The organism is Chryseobacterium sp. TQ-BC-N36 (assembly GCF_058382295.1).
Window position 1 is genome coordinate 2,121,558 of sequence record NZ_CM178175.1, and the last position, 17,779, is coordinate 2,139,336.

Genomic DNA, 17,779 nt, shown 5'->3' on the forward strand with positions numbered 1-17,779 from the left:
GACTATTGTAAAAACCTTTCTGCAATAAAATATCCTCCACCCACTACCAGTAATGGCAGTGCTATTGAGAGCAGTATTAAAGGCCAGGCAAAGATTCTGAAATAGGTATATAAGCTTACAGAAGAAGGATCATCCGGATCATAGATAACAGTCTCAGTCTCCCCTACCGACCAGGCTGAAGGATTCGTACCTTCCGGAAGTTCATAGCTATATTCTGTATTATTCCGGGTCCTGAAAGTAAAAAGGGGGATATACACTTCTCCATCCGAATCATCTATCCGCAGTGAGGTAACAGTAGCTGTTGCCTTTTCTGCTTTTTTTAAGAATGCAAGAGTACTTCTTAAACTTAAGAGTGCAAAAATAAACAGCGCTATTCCTGCACCGAGAATGATATAATATTGCCACATAGTTTTCTTTTTATTACTGCCCATACCCATTTCATCTCCTGAAAAACAGATTTATTGCTATCCAGCTTATTTCCAGATTGATATCCGAATATACAAAAAGATTTTTATTGTATAGGCAGTTACCTGGTTTCTATATCTACAATCTTTTTGCCTTCTTCTCCCAGATAATGAAGAACCAGCTTTTCGTAGACCTTATACCCGTCATCAACATTGGTAAAAATAACGATCCCCTTACCCGTTTCCGGCAGTATAATAGCAATACACCGGGTACCCTGGTCTGCCCCGCTATGGGATAAAGCATACTCATTATTTCCCAGGTCATAAATTTCAAAACCTAACCCGAAATATTTATTTTCTTTAACCTTTACCTGTCTTGTTGTCATTTCCCGGAAAATTTCAGACTTCAGATTTTTTCCTTTCATGATACTCACCATAAAATTTCCGTAATCTTCTATTGTAGTATGCAGGTCATCGGCAGCATTAGCCTTTGTAATTTTCTCTATCGGATAGGCCTCTCCTTTTTCATTATACCCCGTTATAAATCTTGATGTATCAGTATTCTTATCCCAGATATAGTTGGTATCATTCATTCTGAGAGGCTGAAAGATGAGCTCTGTGGCCAGCTGATCCAATGATTTTCCAAATTTCTTTTCCAGCGCTTTGCGAAGGTATTCAAACCCTTCTCCTGAATACTGATATTTTGTGCCGGGATCAAACTGAAAGTTCAGCTTTTTGTCTGCATTCATCCATCTCCAGTTCGGAAAGCCAGTCTGATGGGTGAGAATAATTCTGGTTGTCAATTTTTGATGTCTCGCATCATTTACAATATCCGGATCTGTCCAGTAAGTATCAAGAGGTTCATCCAGCTTCCATTTTCCCAGACTTACAAGGCGTAAGGCGACCATTGCTGTAACAGGTTTGGTAAGAGAAGCTACATTAAAAAAAGCATTGCGGGGTGCTGAAATTCCTTTTTTAACATCGCCAAAAACTTTGACCTGCTGTAGTTTTCCGCCTTCAATAATACCTAATCCCAGAGCAGGAATATTATTTTCTTTCAGCCAGCTTTGCATCGACTGGTCGTTATCAAACATCGCTTCATTATCGGTCGTCTGTTTCGGATGGTGATTAAAACTTAATGAATTCCTAAGTTTCCACTCAGCATTCTCCAATATCCACAGATGGGTAAACTTGGCTTCCCCCACCAATTTCTCAGCCTGATTCCCAACTCTTTCATAAAATAGGTGATCCCCATTCTGAATGGCCGCATAGAGCTTTCCGTCTTTATACATGGGATAAATCTCTGTGCTCTTATCAATCAGAACTCTCTTTACCTGATAAGTTTCCGGAGATTTGCACAATCCGGTTTTAAAATCACTGATAAATTTCTTTTTGTCTGCAAAACCACCTTTATCGTGATAAAATTCAAACCTGTCGTCTAAGACACTTTCTATCTGCCCAATGTTGCATCGGTTGTACCCTGCAGAAAAGAGCAGGCTGTCTTCAGACATAATTTTTTTATAAAGTGAATCTGTTTTTTTTACCTGTGCATGCAATACACTGATGAACAGCATAAGAAATGGGAGGATAAACTGTGAAGACTTTGTCATTGTTATTTTTTTGACAAAGGTTAGATTTTTAACCAATTTTTCATTAAAAATAAACCTGACAAAGACCCGACAAAACCCTGACAGAATTTATATCATATTGAATTTCAATTTAATATATAATTTTTTACGACGGTCAATTTCGGCTGCATTGCGGAGGATAATAAATACATTGGAAAGTACAATCAGGATCATAAGAACCAGGGTGAACTGTTTTCCGAACTTTAAAAAGATTCCAAGCATGAAGATAATGGGTGCGATCACTGTCCAGATCATCTGTACTGAAATGATCTGTCTGGCCAGAGCGTTTTTCTGCTTCAGGGTAAACATCAGGATCAGCGGAGCGAAAATGTTCAGCGGAGGTAAAAGTGTAAAGATGAGTGATGAAAGATTAATGATCTTGATATAAGAATAATTGATTGATGCTTCCTGTTCTTCTGCTCCTGTTTCAATCTCAACTGTTTCTGTTATGACCTTTGACGGTGCCTTATCCTCCAGTAATGCAGACTCTTCTATTCCCAAAGTCTGCGCCAGAATTCTCAGCGTATGTCCCTTAGGTTCCGTGCCGGATTCTATCCTCTGAATCGTTCTTACAGAAATCTTTGACTGTTCTGACAGCTCCTCCTGAGTCAGATTTTTTTGTTCTCTTATGGCTTTTAGCTTAGACATACAATATTCAAAAAGGTCTATTTCAATTAATTTACTGGCTAATTTACATCTTTTCAACGTATCTGTAATTTACTTTTTTCAACCATTATAACTGCAACAGCGCCATCCCTTTCGGTATGGCGCTGTTGATACTAAATGTCAGCTTTTTTATATTTTTTCTTTTCTGAATACCTGCTTCCCGTCTTTATACGTTTCCATCACAACAATATCTTTGATATCAGCAGAATTTACTTTAATCGGATTTTTATCCAAAATAACAAGATCTGCTCTTTTATTTTTTTCAAGGGTTCCTTTTTCTTTTTCTTCTCCCCACTGCCATGCCGCATTGATTGTAATTGCCTTAAGGGCTTCGTAAGGACTGATACGCTGCTCGGGTCCCAGTAAATACCCTGAACGTGTTTTCCGGTTAACCGCAGCATATACTGCTGTCATCAGATCTGGCGGTGTTACAGGTGAATCATGGTGAATCGTAAAGCGGATCCCCTGATCCAGACCTTCCTTCAGCGGGCTGATTCTTTCGGCCCTTTTTTCTCCCAGCACATTGGTACGGTGCCAGTCTCCCCAAAGGTAAACATGAGTAGGGAACCAGCTTGGCATAACTCCTATTTGCTTATAACGCGGAACCTGATCTTTACGGCATACCTGACTGTGGATAAGAACGCATCGCATATCCTCGGTAAGCTTTTTTTCTTTTTTCAGACGCTCCAGCAGATCAAGACCTTCATCGATGGCAGCATCACCATTACAGTGAATATGAACCTGCATTCCTTGTGCGAAGATTGCTTTAAGTCCTTTATAGGCCGCCTCTCTTGAATAAATAGGCTGTCCTTTAAAATCTTGTTTTTCTCCATCCGGAGGTATCAGATACGGTTCTGTAAGCCATGCTGATTTTCCTTGTGGGGATCCGTCAAATGTCATTTTTATTCCTCCAATTTTTACATGCCCATTGTATTTTTTATAAAATTGCTTCCAATGGGCAAGTTTATTGGCATTCAAATCATAGTCCGGCAATATGACATAATCTCCTTTGAGTAATCCTTTTTTATCGGCTTCTATAATATGATCAATATTGTCCGGTGCTGAACGTCCTTCACAGATTGTAGTCTGGCCATTGGCAAACCATGCCTGCTCTGCTGCCTGCAAAGACTTATACTGATCACTTTCTGCAGGTCTGGGAAGTTGGGTAACCGCATATTGCAGGGTATTGATATTCGCATTTTCCTGCATTTTTCCTGTAAGCTGTCTGGTGGCAGGATCTTTACCAATAATGCCGCCTGTGGGATTGGGAGTATCATAGGTAATATTCATATTTTTCATCAGTAAAGAATTGGCCACTCCCATATGCCCTGAAGCATGTAGTATATAAATCGGATTGACAGATGATACCTGATCCAGTTCCTGTGCAGTAGGGTGTCGGTGTTCTTTCATAATGGCATCGTCATATCCGTTTCCAATGATAAGTGTCCCGGGCGGAATTTTATTGTTGACAATATAATCTTTGAGAACCTTCTGCAGTTCGGGAATAGACATTACTTTCCCATAAGGTTCCGGCTGGAGGTCAATCATCTGTGATGCAACAGCATATTGAGAAATATGACCGTGGGCATCTATAAATCCAGGCATCAGTGTACGGCCGGACAGGTCTGTTAACTTTGTTTTGTCTCCTTTAAGAGTCATTGCCTGCTTTTGGGTTCCTGCAAATACAATTTTTCCGTCCTTTATGGCAAGAGCTTCTACATAAGAAGCTTTAGGGCCTGTCATGGTCAGAATATCTCCATTAACAAAGATCTGATCAACATCTGTTTTTGCCGTACACCCTACTGTTAGAGTATAAATGGCTGCTGTAGCAGCAAATGATGTCCATAATTTTCTGATTAAGTGAGGGATTTTCAACATATTTTATTGTTTTTTAAAATGTAAGTACAGTCACTTATTTTAATTCTAAATATAGTGATTTAAAGCGTTAAAAACAAGATTCGGGACAGTATTTTTTTGTCCTGTCCCGAATTTCAATAAATATTCATATAAAAAAAACTTAACCTAATCTGTATCGGATGGGTAACGGTTGTGCCAGAAATTTCGGCTTAGTACTCATGGTATCAATAGTGAAAACATATATTTTGATCCATCGGTATGTTCACTGACAGATATTCTGATCAAATATTCCCGGAACTCTCTAACAGTTTTTCGTAAACTTTCCTTTTTTGTGGGATGACAGGATTATAAGTAACTTGTCTGTCTATCCAACGCTCAGGTCGCAAAAATCCCAGAATAATATTCATGTCACCATCATTAAATCCTTCTGAAAAACGGCTTTTTTCATCTTTAGAAATAGGAATAGGAATTGTACCATCTTTTTTACGTGGAGCAAAATAGGCTCCCGTGTATTTGCTTTTTCTCCTTCCTGCCTCTTTCTCTATTTCTTCTTTTTCTTTTTCATCATTTATCTTAGCCTTTTCTTCTGCTGCTTCCGTATTTATTTCTCTTATTTTCTTCTGAAGATATTTCCCTGATCGCGTTGGAGGCTCAGTAAGTTGTAAACGCTCATATCCGGTCGCATCACCTTTCTTTTCAGTTTTACCGCCTTCTACAGCCCTCCAGGCAAACATTCTGGCACCACTTTCACTTCCCACTTCTTCCAGGTACCTGACTTTATACCCCAACATCGCCATCACTTCAAGATTTCCACTTCTGAATCCTAAGTGTTTTACTTCATTAAAATGTCTTTCAAAATAATCATACAGCTTAAACTGACCGAACCGGGTGGTACCCATCCATGATAAAAATTCCGGCTCCCCATCCCAAAATTCGGTGATATTGAAAACTCTGGAAGATTGAACATCTGTATTAACCTCTCTGGCTATATCATCAAATTTAGATCCTCTCTCTTTTATATATCCCTTATCCCCTGTTATAATGATTGTATCATACATCTCCGCTACTCTGTAAACAATCTGCTTAATACCGGTATAACTTGTATCGTGCTCTATGTGAATGTCCCCCCCTTTTCCACTGAATCGTGACCATAAAATAAGTAATCGGTCTCCACTTGTCGGTATTCTCTGCTGTTCCAGCCATCTTTTTATAGCATCATCTTCACGATGATTAATATCCCATCTGTCTTTTAACTTATTCTTCAGGTTTTCTGAATATTTTCTGGCAATATAGTCGGTTCCATAGTTTACTCCTCCAATACGCCTTCCCCCCCGAAACTTAGCCGCCCTCTGTTTTAATTTTTCTTTGGTAACCGCTCCCCGTAGTTTTTTTACGTTTATAACATGTATTCTTTTTTCATCTATTCCTGAATCTTTATAAAACTTTTGTATAGAATCAGCTTTATCCGTATGGTCTATAAAAGTACCATTGCCTTTTGAAATAACAACATGAAGTTCTTCATCATCAATTAAAGCAGCAGCGATTCCAAACATATCACCTGTGGCGTATCCGGGTTGGATAAGTACTCGCAGATCAGGATCTGGTTCTCGTTCACGGATAATTACGGGTCTGGGTTCATGAATCGGTTGATGCCGGTTAATAATACGAGTTGTATTAGGTACAGGTACTGTATTTCTCTGTTCTGTAATATGTCTGTTTCTTATCATATTTTTTACGGTTTATATGTTATACAACAAATTTCAAGGTAAAAAACCTGAGAGCACAGAGGGGATCACCCCATTTTCAAAAAATAAGGGTTTACCCGTATGAATTGGAAAATGTATTGATGTATTCACGCATAAACAAATGGTTTTAAGTTTAAATTTCACGTGTAAGAGAATTCCCTTATTTTTTAAAATTCCGTTTTTTCCCTTAATGAAGATTTATTTTGTTTGATGAAATTTGTATCAGACAAAAGAGATCAGCAATTTCATAGATGATGGCTCAACTGAAAAAATAAAGAGGATGAGTTGAAAGAAAAAATCTTTGAGAAAAGATCTTCAAAACATTAAAACAATAATAACCCATTAAACCCAGAATATGGCAGACACCGTAAATAACCAGACTACAGATGCAGTAACGCAGACCAATGTTACCGTGCTTGGTGAATCTCCCGCACAGGCCATGAGTATGCTTTACCAGATGGCTACCCACGCCAGCGGAATTTCCATCCAGAATTCGGTAACCAATCAGCAGAATTTGAACCAGCTTAACCCTGCAATTGTTGCTGATGCCATTAAAATTTTAAAAGGATAATATAAAACCTTACGATCATGAGTGAACACAACAGTGAAACCCAACAAACCCAGGCGGCAGATGCCGGCACTCCGGCGGAGAAAGCTGTAGTATTTGTGAACAGTGAGGTACTGGCTCCGCCTAAAGCTTCTCCAATGACCGGAGTGACCAAAGTAATGATAGAACAGTCCACGGGAATGATGGTTCAGGATTTACAGTCTTTTTTGAAAGGATTTGAACAGGTGGGCCTGATCGCATTAAGCCGACTGGCCAATAATCTACTGACCTATGGAACGACTTTCGGGCCGGCACCGGGCAGTAAAGAAACCTCAAACCAGATCTCAGAGCATCTGCAGAGCCAGGATGCAGGAAAGGGAAATGAAATGATGAAAGACTTATTCAAAATGGTGAGTGACTATGCTGAAGTAAAAGCGAAAATTTCCAATACTATTTATAATGTCAATGCACTTCCGGTTCCGGATGTACTTCCCTCTTCTCCCTTATTTACGGAAGTTTCTCCTGGGAATGAAGACTCTGAAAAAAAAAACGGGTAGATCCGGCTCCGGAAAAGGACTTACCCGAAAAAGACAGTATGAGAAAAAGCTTTATCACGGCTGATCATGGGGGAAAATTAGTATTAAAGTCAGTAAAACTGACACAGCCACTCGTAAAACCAGAGATTAAAGAAGCAGTAATTCCTTCAGTGGAAATTGAAGTCAATCCCAAGAAAAAAACAATAATAACCCAACTCTTTGAAAAAATTAAAATAAATAAAAGATGAACTATTCTTCAGTAACCAAACCCGCCAAAATTTTAAATCTGGAAAGCTTAACCGATTTAAATGAACGACTTTACCTGACCAGAAGCAACGATACTCTTTATCTGGATCCTAAAAAGGCCGATCGTAATGCAGACCGCTCTGTATTTAATCTTCAGACCTCCAATATGAATGTACAGCCCTCTATAAGGCTGGTCAACTGCCTCAACAGAGGCAATAAAAGATACAATCATTTTCAGTCTTTTGTAGTAGAACCCAAGGATAAATCTACAGGAATAGCCGTGATTATGATCAAACTGGATGATCCAAAAGCATTTTACTGCAATGTGAGAATTTTACCTTTTTCCAATTTAAGTGAAATTGCCGTTCCGGATCTTGATTCAAAGCTTCTCACCATCAATCTTGAGAAATCAAAATGGATACTCAAAACTGATATTACAATCACACCATCCAATACGGGTGAGGCTCAGTATTCTGTACATGATGTAGATGTTGCAGCTATTGCAGAACTGGTGACCCAGGATGAATTGGTAGAATTAAAAAGAGAGCTGGAATTCCAGGCCTCCAAACTGATTGCCCATTACTTTCAGGAGATCCTGAGTATTGTTGTGAATGAAATACCTCCGAACCATGGAACTCCTCCCGTGATTCCGGATGACTATATCCTTACCCTTCCCCTCAATCAGCTGAAAGAAATGTTGTCTGCCAGTGCTATTTCAGCATGCATCGCTTTGGAGATTACAGGCTACAATGTAGTTAAAGAGATCAATCCCGACTGGAGGGCTGCTGCTGCATTTATCAATTATCTGCTGTAATATCTTTTAATCTTTAATCAGAATCTTTATGCGCAGAAGAATCCGAAAAAAAGCTCCTGCTACAAAACCTCCGGTGCCTGTAGCAGAGCCTGAAGTCATCGAAAATGAAATCATGCCTTTTGTTCTGAGACATGAAGATGAAATCATTGCTTATATCAAGGATAAAGCGGTCAAAGAGACCATGAAGTCACTGGCTCCGCTGCTGGAAAAACTGGAAGAAGCCGTCAAACAACAGCAGGTTCCTCCAGTCCCTGAACCCCCACCACCACCTGAGACCCCTGTAATGGATTATGAAGAGCAGCTGAAAAAACTTCAGGAAGCCTCCAGGGCCAAGGTAAAGGAGAAAGAACTTAAAATTATGGAGCGGATGAATAAGCTGAATACCAGACTGAACAATATCCGTCCTTAAAAACAATAAATAAAATATTATGAACGAAATTGACACCATCATCATGGGAATGTCTACCGCTGTACCTCAGGCAATTTCAACCCAGGTAAATGCACATTCTACAGGATCTATGCAGATCAATTCAGCATTGAACCAGCAGCGAAATGCCATGACCGGCATCAGCAACTATGTTATGAGCTTAAAAAAAATGAGTCCCCAAAATATAAAAATCAAGGAATTAGGGACATTAAAAAAAGATCGTTTTTAATCGAACTCTCTAAAAACTACGGATGCGGTATACATTCTCTGCAAAGATGAAATCCAGTGCCCTCAGCATATATACAATCAGGTCAACATTTATTTCGCACCGTGTTTCAGATACTGCCAATGTACAAAAGCAATTATTCAGAATCCATTTTTAGCCCAAAGGAATCCGCCATTGACAGTATACCTGCAGCAGAAATTTATTTTTAAGACAGATCGTAAAAATAAAAACCGCATCCTTTTATAAAAAACAAGCTTAAACTCGCACAGATTTTACAGACAGTTTCAACGATTGTATTCAGAGCCGCCTTTCAGATCCAATCATCATCCACCAATCTGTATATACCAATACTTTGAAATCTTTTTATCTGAAGGATCTGTGGTGAGTTTAAAATCCAAATATCAAACTAGTTTACCTCAATAATTATTAACCGAGATCAGATCTCAAAAAAAACAATTACAATTATGCCAGTCAACGAACAAATCACAGACGCAGTAACACAATCCAACGTAAAAGTAGTCGCAGAATCTCCTGCAATGGCCCTGGCCAATGTGTACCAATCTGCAGCACACTCAACAGGAATCATGTTTGAAAATGCGGTAAATACGCAAAATCAACAGAACATTTTAGGTCAGGCAGCCACCACTCAGGGAATCCTGCAGATCTATAGCCTGGACACCGTATCAGATGCGGTTTCTATTGCGAAGATTCTTAAGCCTTAATTTTTAAACTTTTTGATAAAAGTAAATACCTCAACCGGAAAGTCCGGTTGTTTTTAACCCAATAAACCATAATCATTATGCCAGTTAATGAACAAATCACAGACGCGGTAACGCAGTCTAATGTAAAAGTAGTAGCAGAATCTCCTGCAATGGCGTTAAGTAATGTGTATCAATCTGCTGCCCATTCTACAGGAATTATGTTTGAAAATGCAATAAACGCGCAAAACCAACATAATATTGTGACCCAGGCAGCTACGACACAGGGGGTTACTCAAATTTACAGCAAAGATACCATCGCCGATGCTATCTCAATTGCTAAAACCCTTAAACCTTAATTGATTTTGCAGTCCGCAGAATAAAACCATTTTATAGAGCCTGAAAACCCGGTGCTTTTAACCAAAATAAACAATAATCATTATGCCAGTAAACGAAAAAATCACAGACGCAGTAACACAATCCAACGTAAAAGTAGTGGCAGAATCTCCTGCAATGGCTTTAAGCAATGTATATCAATCAGCAGCACATTCTACAGGAATTATGTTTGAAAATGCTATCAACACTCAAAATCAGCAAAACATTGTTACTCAGGCTGCCACAACGCAAGGAGTAACTCAAATCTACAGTCTGGATACAATAGCCGATGCCGTATCTATTGCTAAGATCCTTAATCCGTAAACCCTTTACGAACAGCTTACATCCTATTATCCGAACAACCGGAAACTCCGGTTGTTCTCTAAATCAAAATAAACAATAATCATTATGCCAGTCAACGAACAAATCACAGACGCAGTAACGCAATCGAATGTAAAAGTAGTAGCAGAATCTCCTGCAATGGCTTTAAGCAACGTGTATCAGTCAGCTGCCCATTCTACAGGAATCCTGTTTGAAAATGCAGTGAATACACAGAATCAGCAAAATATTGTAACCCAGGCTGCAACTACGCAGGGAATTGCACAAATCTATAGCCTTGACACTGTAGCCGATGCAGTTTCAATTGCTAAAATCCTTAATCCATAATTCGTTTTTACGAATCATTTAAATTCCATTATCCGACAACCGGAAATTCCGGTTGTTTTCTAACCCCAATAAACAATAATCATTATGCCAGTCAACGAACAAATCACAGACGCGGTAACGCAATCGAATGTAAAAGTAGTGGGAGAATCTCCCGCAATGGCCTTAGCTAATGTCTACCAATCCGCTGCCCATTCTACAGGAATTATGTTTGAAAATGCAGTGAATGCACAAAATCAGCAGAACATTTTAGGCCAGGCAGCCACTACGCAGGGTGTGATCCAGATCTACAGCATGGATACTGTTGCAGATGCAGTTTCTATTGCTAAAATATTACATCCTAAATTATAGTGTTTTTTTAGATTTCCTATCCGGAAGCCCATGTATGAGCTTCCGGATATTTTTTTGGTGATACAGTTATTTATCAAACAATACAATTTCATCAGCATCTATCACTTTATTCTGTACTGCATAGATAACAAGCCCCGCCATATTTTTCACTCCGGTTTTGATCATCAGATTGGTCTTATGTGTTTCTACCGTTTTGGGAGAAATAAACAGTGAATCTGCAATTTCTTTAGTATTGAACTGCTGGCAAACCAACCGTAATACCTCTATTTCTCTGTCTGTCAGTTCATTTTTTGAGAAGGCATGAAACTCCGGCAGCTTATTCGAAAGCTGGGTTCTCATCACATTGATCTGATCATTGGAAAAATAATGACCTGTTTGATATACCGTGTTCATGACAGCCAACAATTCCTCAAGTTCAATTTCTTTGGGTAAGAAAGCGTGAGCTCCCATTTTCAGCATCTGCCCCATAAACGAACGCCGATAAAAGCTTGAAAGAACGATAATTTTTGTTTCAGTTTCGCTTTGGGCCAATTCACCCAGAACCTCAAGGCCATCTCCGTTGGCCATCCTCAGATCAAGAATCAGGATATCTAAAGAAACAGAGCCCCGTTCTTTAAGAAACTGATGGCCTCCCGTTGAGGTCAGAACCACCTGATAACTGCCATTATTTTCAATATAGTTTTTCAAAAGCTGCACAAACAGCAGGTCATCATCTACAATGCCGATTTTAATTGTTGAATATTCCATGTTTATATTATTGTATTGCCATACAGGCTATAAATTTTGTTCCTTTTTCAGGCTGTGTTTTAATTTTATAAATGGCTTTAATTTTCTGTGCCCTGGACTGGATATTTCTCAGTCCGATACCTCCCGATTGAGATTCCATAATAAATCCGCACCCGTTATCTTCTATGATCAAAACAAGATAACCGAATGATATTCTGAGAGATACATCAACCCTTGTCGCCGCAGCATGTTTCAATATATTGGTGATCAGTTCCTGAACAATTCTGAAAAGATTCAGTTTTACAGGATTGCTGATCGGTATTTTTATGGTGATATGCCGGAAAATAACCTCTATATTTTTGCTGATCTGATCCAAATAATCTGCAATCAGATCTTCAAGTTCAATCTCATCAAGATCAGGTGGGGTAAGATTGTGGGAAAATTCCCGTATCAGCTGCATAGATCTTTTTAAATCCCAGTTAAGCTGTTCAGTATTTTTATCATGAAGACTCAAACGAATGAGATTCAGCTGCGAGATAATATTATCATGAAGTTCTTCTGCCAGACGTTCCCTGTCCCGGTCCTGTAAATGCAGTATGTTCTCCTGATATTCTTTTTGGGTATTCCGGACCAGCTGAGAGACTTTCTGTTTATTCTTTTTTATACTTTTTAAATAATTAATCACCAATGCTGTAATTAATACTGTTGTTAAAAGAAACAGCCCTATACCAATCCATATCCAAACAACTATCTGGTCCTGATCTTCCCAACGCCACATCCCAGATTAATAAAAGCAAGATATAAAAACAACAGTAAAAAACCCCTGAAAAGCCAGATAGGGGCGACCCAGTTCAAATGGTTGCTGATTAGAAAATTAAATGCAGTAGAAATCAGGCATTCAACAGAAAAAAAGAGAAAAACAATGATGTTCACAATGAACATATTCTTTTCTGCTCTGCCTTCCCTGATGATCTTCAAAAAATAAGACGCTGCATAGCTGCAAATAATAATACTTGTGATAATATTGGAGTAAAAAGTAACCAGTCTTTCATTTTGTGCTGAAAATATATTCGTAAACAAGGTCAATACTGCATAACAATAGATCATCCATTGTACCCCACGGGAAATCCGGATATAATAACGGCTGTAAATCACGGTAAGAACAATCAACCCAAAAAATTGACTCAATGCATAATTGCAGGTATTAAGCGTATTTAATTTCATCAGCCGGTCCGTTAGATCCGTCAGCTCCAGCATCAGTTCTCCTGAAAGAAGCACCACTAAAGAAAGTTTTGTTTTTACTCCTTCTTTCACCAGAACAATCAGCCCTGAAAACAGGACAAGATTAATAACAATTTGCAGATACAGGGATAAACTGTTATACGAAAACACTGTTGCTTTGCTTCAAAAGTTGATAATCATTAAGAGTATCAATGGTAAAAGGAGGTCTCGGAGTAGAATAATTTTCTGCGGTCTCACTCATATGATTGACTGCCAAGCTTTTCACCGTGATAATCTCAATATGATAAGAAAAATCTGACCCTTTTTTTACCAGATCATCAGTAAGTCCAAAGAAACTGGTGCAGGTCTGTCCTCCTTCAATACCCATTTTTTCATAATCTGAAAACGGAATGGAAATCAGCTGAAAAAGATCTGCGGTTTTCTGGGCCTGCATCCATGCAGTCCCAAACATATTCCACCTGAAGCTGCGGTTAATGGCTGATTCTGCGGTAATGGGGGGAGGTGTTACCTCAAGATCATTACTTTCCATCTTTTCTTCTGTAAACTCACGGGAAAATTCCTTGGTAAGAATGGTATTGAAATCGGCATCTTTATCACTCCTGGAATCAATCAGAAAAAATTTCAGCCGGTTTTCATGAATACCTACGTAGGCATGAATCGTTTTCAGCTCTTCTGATGCAAGATTTATTTTCCATTGCTCAATTTCTTCACCTGAAACGCTGAAGTGAGTTCCCTGATTCAAATAATTCAAAATTTCTGCCCCATTCGCATCAATTCCATTTTGGTAAGAATCAATAAGATTTTTCCATTTCCTGATGGCTGCAAAGATGTTTTCAGTAGTCATGATAATATATATTTGTGAATGATAATTATTTTATGTGTTGAAATTTACAAAAAAAACAGACTGATATTCATTTTTAAATCACATCGAAGTGGAAAATAAAATACAATTGAATAAAAATCAATGTTTCGTCAGTTTTCATAAAATTAAATCACAAACACCTTGTATCTTTGCGCCGGGAACAACGTTAATTAAATAAATACTCTTTATGATTCCACTTCACGAACTTATATTTTTCATTCTGGCGGCACTCATTTTAGTCATCAGTCCCGGTCCTAATATGATTTATCTGATCTCAAAATCCATAACGCAGGGGAAAAAGTCCGGATTTATCTCATTGGGCGGAGTCGTGTGTGGTTTTTTATTCCATATTATTATGGTTTCTTTTGGTCTTACTGCTGTTTTACTTGCCGTCCCATTGGCTTATACCATTCTTAAAACACTGGGAACTGTATATCTTTTATACCTGGCTTATCAGGCTGTAAAACCCAAGAGCAGGAATATTTTTGAGGTTGATAAAAACGGAGTACATGACAGTCCTAAAAAGCTATTTACCATTGGTTTTCTAACGAATGTATTGAATCCAAAAGTTGCGATCTTTTACCTGTCATTTTTCCCTCAGTTCATCAAGCCTGCCTATGGTTCTGTATTCACCCAGAGTCTTGAACTTGGGGTAATTCAGGTTCTCATCAGCTTCAGCGTCAACTTTATCATTGTATTAACCGCTGCAAGAGTTGCCTTGTTTTTCTCTCATAATCCGGTATGGATTAAAGTTCAGAAATGGTTTATGGCCAGTGTATTGACTTTTTTGGCTGTAAAAATGGCATTTTCAAAGGCCAGATAAAATCCGGAACAGCTTTCTTTCTGTCCCGAATTCCTGTGTATATCATATAAAATCTGACTTGAAGACAGCATCATTATGATGCACCGCGAATTTGAGATTAATATCCGGGATATGAAACCGTGAAAATACGTAATTTTGTGGTTGCGTATTATCCTTATCACAACAGCTCCGGTAATGAAACAGACAATTCCCACCTATGATTTAAATGGGATTTCCCATCACCAATTCCACGTCAAAAGAATGGATCAGCATACCCAGATCGCGGAGGATAATATTCTTATGGATAAAGGAATACATCGGGACAGCCATTATATTTTTACCTGTATGGAAAGCGGACATGTAAAAATGATGGTAGACTTTAAAACAGTTGAAGCAAAAGGTCCTGCTCTTTTCTGTGTACTGCCCGGCCAGGTACATCAGGGACTTTTAATGAATAATATTTCCGGATGGTTTGTTGCTGTTAAAGCTGAACTTGTTCCTGATACCGTCCGTTCTTTTTTTGATGAATCCCTGGTTGAAATACAGCCTCTTTTCATTGATAAAAACCTTATCGAAAGAATCAGCACAACAGCAGATATTCTTCATTCTTCATATACTCACGAAATGCTTTCCTCTAAAGAAGGTTTTCTGGTTGCACAGTCTTTACTTAATGCTTTTCTGGGAATGTTTACCATGCTCTATTCTCAAAATAATATTTCTCATGGTTCTAACGAAAGCCGTGCTTTACAGCTGTCGCGAGCATTCCGAATTCTGATTCGACAGCAATTCAAAACCTTGAAAAGTCCATCTGAGTATGCGGAACTTTTAAATATTACAAGAGGATATTTAACAGAGACTGTTCGTGAAGTAACAGGAAAGCCTGCACAGCACTGGATCCATCAGGAGATTTTAATTGAAGCCAAAAGATTACTGGTTTTTACCAATCTGAGTGTAAAAGAAGTGGCTTATGAGCTGGGATACAGTGACCACACCTACTTCAGCCGCTTATTTTCCAAATTGGAAAACCAGTCACCTTCAGAGTTCCGGAATCAACACCAATAAGATCACCACGAATAGTCCAATTAATCCCCCGAAACAGCTATCGGTATTTTCTGATTTTGCAACGTCCTTTGCAATAAAAAATGACTTATGCCAAGCCTACCGAAATGGATCAATGATACTGTAGAAAATGTCTGGTCCTCAAAATTTAAAGATTGTACTGTAACCGATATAGAATCCATCACTTCTGATCTTCGCCGGATATATTTTGAAGGTGATTTACAGGATGTTCAGTTTGAACCTGCCTATGCGATAGGGATCAGGGTCAGTGATAGAGATTTCCGTAATTATTCACCATTTAATTTTAACAGTGAAACAGGAACTTTTGAAGTGATATTTCATGTACATGATGACAAAGCTGTAGGGAGCCAGTTTATCAGCCGCTTATCTACCGGAGATTCTGTAAGAATTTTAATACCAAGAGGAAAACGATTTTTTGAACCCCATGCAAAAATTCATTTTTCTGTAGGAGATGAAACTTCACTCGGAAGCTCCCTTTCCATTAAAGAAGCTGTTGAAGAAAATGGATTACAGTTTATATGCCTGCATGAACTGGAAGAAGCCTCAGCGCTTGAAAATCTCAATCTATACGGTTATCACATTCCTAAAAACAATACCATGAGAATGATTGAAGCACTCAACGATTTTCTGAGAGAAGAAAAGGAAACCATCAGTGATGATGATGTTGTTTTTTATCTCACCGGAAACGGAGGACGAATGTCGCTGATCAGAAAATTCCTTAAAGCCAGAGGTGTATCTCCGAAATGCATAAAATCACAGGCGTATTGGATTGAGGGAAAAAAGGGATTATAGTAATATCTAAAGCAATCTTACAGATGCGATGGAACTGACCCTTTACTATTTTATCAAAGAGTCTGTTTAAATTTTTATAATCATTATTTCAGATTTTAGACATAAAAGTTTTAAACACTTAAGCTTTTCAGAACCAGGTCTTATGCGTAATAAGTCCCCCTAAGTTTTGTGAAAATCTTTGATTTTTATATTATGTAAACTTTTCTGCGGAATCATTTCAAACTTACTTAAGTGAATTCAAGTGTTTTAATATGAAACCTTTTGTGACTTTTGTGGTTAGGTAAAGTTTAAACATTTTAAGAATAAAAACATAATAGTGTATACTGTTATGTTTTTTTTATTTAAAGCAGTCAGAAGATTCCCCATTAACTAACTGAATTTCCAATTCAGTATGCCTTTACGGTTTTCCGTAATGATTGTCAATATGATGTATTTACTTTTACCACATCAGAAAGTTAAAACATTTTCAATAAAGACAAACTTTTGAATATATAAAACTTAAACAGATTGTATGGCAATTAATTTACAAAAAGGTCAGAAAATTAATATCGGATTAAATAATATGACCATTGGCCTGGGCTGGGATCCTAATGAAGGAACCGGTTATGAATTTGATCTGGACGCATCCGCTTTTATGATCAATGAAGAGAGGCTTATCCCTTCTGACCCTTTTTTCATTTTTTATGGAAACACAGAATCCCCGGACGGAGCATTGGTGCATACAGGTGATGATCCTGATGGAAAATCAAGTGATGGGGATGATGATGAATCTATCATGGTTGATCTATCAAAAATTGATCCTCGTATTACTGAGATATTATTTGTTGTAACGATTCATGAAGCTGATATAAGAAAACAGAACTACGGACAGGTACGCAACTCATACATCAGAATTGTCGACAATTCTACCGGACAGGAAATAGCCAAATACGAGCTGGGTGAAGACTTTTCTATTGAGACGGCTGTCGAATTCGGACGTCTTTACAAAAAGAATGAGCAGTGGAAATTTGAAGCTTCCGGCATCGGATACAGAGAAGATCTTGCCTTTTTTCTATCAAAGTACTATAAAGGAAACATTATAAAATAAAAACC

The 17,779-nt window shown here is 38.3% G+C and carries 24 protein-coding genes; 15 read left to right on the plus strand and 9 right to left on the minus strand.

The features are described 5' to 3' along the window. Positions 1-2: 2 nt before the first annotated feature. The 5 genes from AC3FI7_RS09405 to AC3FI7_RS09425 all read right to left on the minus strand — a co-directional run bounded on the left by AC3FI7_RS09405 (position 3) and on the right by AC3FI7_RS09425 (position 6,282). Positions 3-407 (minus strand): DUF3592 domain-containing protein, encoded by a 405-nt coding sequence (locus tag AC3FI7_RS09405; protein ID WP_228451199.1) that lies wholly within the window; start codon positions 405-407, stop codon positions 3-5. A gap of 119 nt (positions 408-526) precedes the next feature. Next, positions 527-2,014, minus strand: coding sequence for a serine hydrolase domain-containing protein (locus AC3FI7_RS09410; RefSeq protein WP_491461920.1), 1,488 nt, complete (start codon positions 2,012-2,014; stop codon positions 527-529). A gap of 87 nt (positions 2,015-2,101) precedes the next feature. Continuing rightward, complete coding sequence (locus AC3FI7_RS09415; RefSeq protein WP_343659167.1) at positions 2,102-2,680, minus strand: helix-turn-helix domain-containing protein; 579 nt, start codon at positions 2,678-2,680, stop codon at positions 2,102-2,104. A 147-nt stretch (positions 2,681-2,827) separates the two neighbouring features. After that, positions 2,828-4,576 carry an amidohydrolase gene (locus AC3FI7_RS09420; protein ID WP_491461921.1) on the minus strand — a complete coding sequence of 583 codons (1,749 nt, stop codon included), beginning with the start codon at positions 4,574-4,576 and terminating at the stop codon, positions 2,828-2,830. 260 nt (positions 4,577-4,836) lie between these two features. Next, complete coding sequence (locus tag AC3FI7_RS09425) at positions 4,837-6,282, minus strand: hypothetical protein (protein WP_491461922.1); 1,446 nt, start codon at positions 6,280-6,282, stop codon at positions 4,837-4,839. A 373-nt stretch (positions 6,283-6,655) separates the two neighbouring features. Between AC3FI7_RS09425 and AC3FI7_RS09430 the strand changes: the two genes are divergently transcribed. The 11 genes from AC3FI7_RS09430 to AC3FI7_RS09480 all read left to right on the plus strand — a co-directional run bounded on the left by AC3FI7_RS09430 (position 6,656) and on the right by AC3FI7_RS09480 (position 11,183). After that, positions 6,656-6,871 carry a RebB family R body protein gene (locus AC3FI7_RS09430; protein ID WP_047400697.1) on the plus strand — a complete coding sequence of 72 codons (216 nt, stop codon included), beginning with the start codon at positions 6,656-6,658 and terminating at the stop codon, positions 6,869-6,871. 17 nt (positions 6,872-6,888) lie between these two features. Then, positions 6,889-7,404: a hypothetical protein gene (locus AC3FI7_RS09435; RefSeq protein WP_142723312.1), complete on the plus strand. Its 516-nt coding sequence runs from the start codon at positions 6,889-6,891 to the stop codon at positions 7,402-7,404. Positions 7,405-7,442: 38 nt separating this feature from the next. Further along, complete coding sequence (locus AC3FI7_RS09440; RefSeq protein ID WP_142723311.1) at positions 7,443-7,631, plus strand: hypothetical protein; 189 nt, start codon at positions 7,443-7,445, stop codon at positions 7,629-7,631. After that, complete coding sequence (locus AC3FI7_RS09445) at positions 7,628-8,443, plus strand: hypothetical protein (protein ID WP_142723310.1); 816 nt, start codon at positions 7,628-7,630, stop codon at positions 8,441-8,443. The genes AC3FI7_RS09440 and AC3FI7_RS09445 overlap by 4 nt, the downstream gene beginning before the upstream one ends. Positions 8,444-8,471: 28 nt before the next feature. Beyond that, positions 8,472-8,852 (plus strand): hypothetical protein, encoded by a 381-nt coding sequence (locus AC3FI7_RS09450; RefSeq protein ID WP_491461923.1) that lies wholly within the window; start codon positions 8,472-8,474, stop codon positions 8,850-8,852. A 19-nt stretch (positions 8,853-8,871) separates the two neighbouring features. Then, entirely contained in the window at positions 8,872-9,099 is a 228-nt protein-coding gene (locus AC3FI7_RS09455; RefSeq protein WP_491461924.1) for a hypothetical protein, read from the plus strand. A gap of 461 nt (positions 9,100-9,560) precedes the next feature. Beyond that, positions 9,561-9,818: a RebB family R body protein gene (locus AC3FI7_RS09460; RefSeq protein WP_142723307.1), complete on the plus strand. Its 258-nt coding sequence runs from the start codon at positions 9,561-9,563 to the stop codon at positions 9,816-9,818. A gap of 77 nt (positions 9,819-9,895) precedes the next feature. Next, on the plus strand, positions 9,896-10,153 hold the full coding sequence (locus AC3FI7_RS09465) for a RebB family R body protein (RefSeq protein WP_228451197.1): 258 nt from the start codon (positions 9,896-9,898) through the stop codon (positions 10,151-10,153). 82 nt (positions 10,154-10,235) lie between these two features. Further along, positions 10,236-10,493: a RebB family R body protein gene (locus AC3FI7_RS09470; protein WP_228451196.1), complete on the plus strand. Its 258-nt coding sequence runs from the start codon at positions 10,236-10,238 to the stop codon at positions 10,491-10,493. Positions 10,494-10,577: 84 nt separating this feature from the next. Then, positions 10,578-10,835: a RebB family R body protein gene (locus AC3FI7_RS09475; protein ID WP_142723304.1), complete on the plus strand. Its 258-nt coding sequence runs from the start codon at positions 10,578-10,580 to the stop codon at positions 10,833-10,835. Between the two features lie 84 nt (positions 10,836-10,919). Then, the gene (locus AC3FI7_RS09480; RefSeq protein ID WP_142723303.1) at positions 10,920-11,183 is read left to right on the plus strand and encodes a RebB family R body protein; all 264 of its coding nucleotides are present in this window, start codon (positions 10,920-10,922) and stop codon (positions 11,181-11,183) included. 66 nt (positions 11,184-11,249) lie between these two features. Here the strand turns inward: AC3FI7_RS09480 and AC3FI7_RS09485 are convergent, their stop codons facing one another. Genes AC3FI7_RS09485 through AC3FI7_RS09500 form a run of 4 tightly spaced genes read right to left on the minus strand, consistent with a single transcriptional unit; the run spans position 11,250 to position 13,995 of the window. Further along, on the minus strand, positions 11,250-11,930 hold the full coding sequence (locus AC3FI7_RS09485; protein WP_343659182.1) for a response regulator: 681 nt from the start codon (positions 11,928-11,930) through the stop codon (positions 11,250-11,252). A gap of 7 nt (positions 11,931-11,937) precedes the next feature. Next, positions 11,938-12,687: a sensor histidine kinase gene (locus AC3FI7_RS09490; protein ID WP_491461925.1), complete on the minus strand. Its 750-nt coding sequence runs from the start codon at positions 12,685-12,687 to the stop codon at positions 11,938-11,940. Continuing rightward, complete coding sequence (locus AC3FI7_RS09495; protein ID WP_491461926.1) at positions 12,657-13,301, minus strand: hypothetical protein; 645 nt, start codon at positions 13,299-13,301, stop codon at positions 12,657-12,659. The genes AC3FI7_RS09490 and AC3FI7_RS09495 overlap by 31 nt, the downstream gene beginning before the upstream one ends. Further along, positions 13,288-13,995, minus strand: coding sequence for a hypothetical protein (locus tag AC3FI7_RS09500; protein WP_343659186.1), 708 nt, complete (start codon positions 13,993-13,995; stop codon positions 13,288-13,290). The genes AC3FI7_RS09495 and AC3FI7_RS09500 overlap by 14 nt, the downstream gene beginning before the upstream one ends. Positions 13,996-14,200: 205 nt before the next feature. Between AC3FI7_RS09500 and AC3FI7_RS09505 the strand changes: the two genes are divergently transcribed. From AC3FI7_RS09505 to AC3FI7_RS09520, 4 genes are all read left to right on the plus strand, one after another. Continuing rightward, the gene (locus AC3FI7_RS09505; protein WP_491461927.1) at positions 14,201-14,836 is read left to right on the plus strand and encodes a LysE family translocator; all 636 of its coding nucleotides are present in this window, start codon (positions 14,201-14,203) and stop codon (positions 14,834-14,836) included. A gap of 174 nt (positions 14,837-15,010) precedes the next feature. Continuing rightward, the gene (locus tag AC3FI7_RS09510) at positions 15,011-15,877 is read left to right on the plus strand and encodes a helix-turn-helix domain-containing protein (protein ID WP_343659190.1); all 867 of its coding nucleotides are present in this window, start codon (positions 15,011-15,013) and stop codon (positions 15,875-15,877) included. A gap of 87 nt (positions 15,878-15,964) precedes the next feature. Continuing rightward, positions 15,965-16,687, plus strand: coding sequence for a siderophore-interacting protein (locus AC3FI7_RS09515; protein ID WP_142723296.1), 723 nt, complete (start codon positions 15,965-15,967; stop codon positions 16,685-16,687). A 511-nt stretch (positions 16,688-17,198) separates the two neighbouring features. Next, positions 17,199-17,774, plus strand: a complete 576-nt coding sequence (locus AC3FI7_RS09520) for a TerD family protein (protein WP_142723295.1) — start codon at positions 17,199-17,201, stop codon at positions 17,772-17,774. Positions 17,775-17,779: the final 5 nt, after the last annotated feature.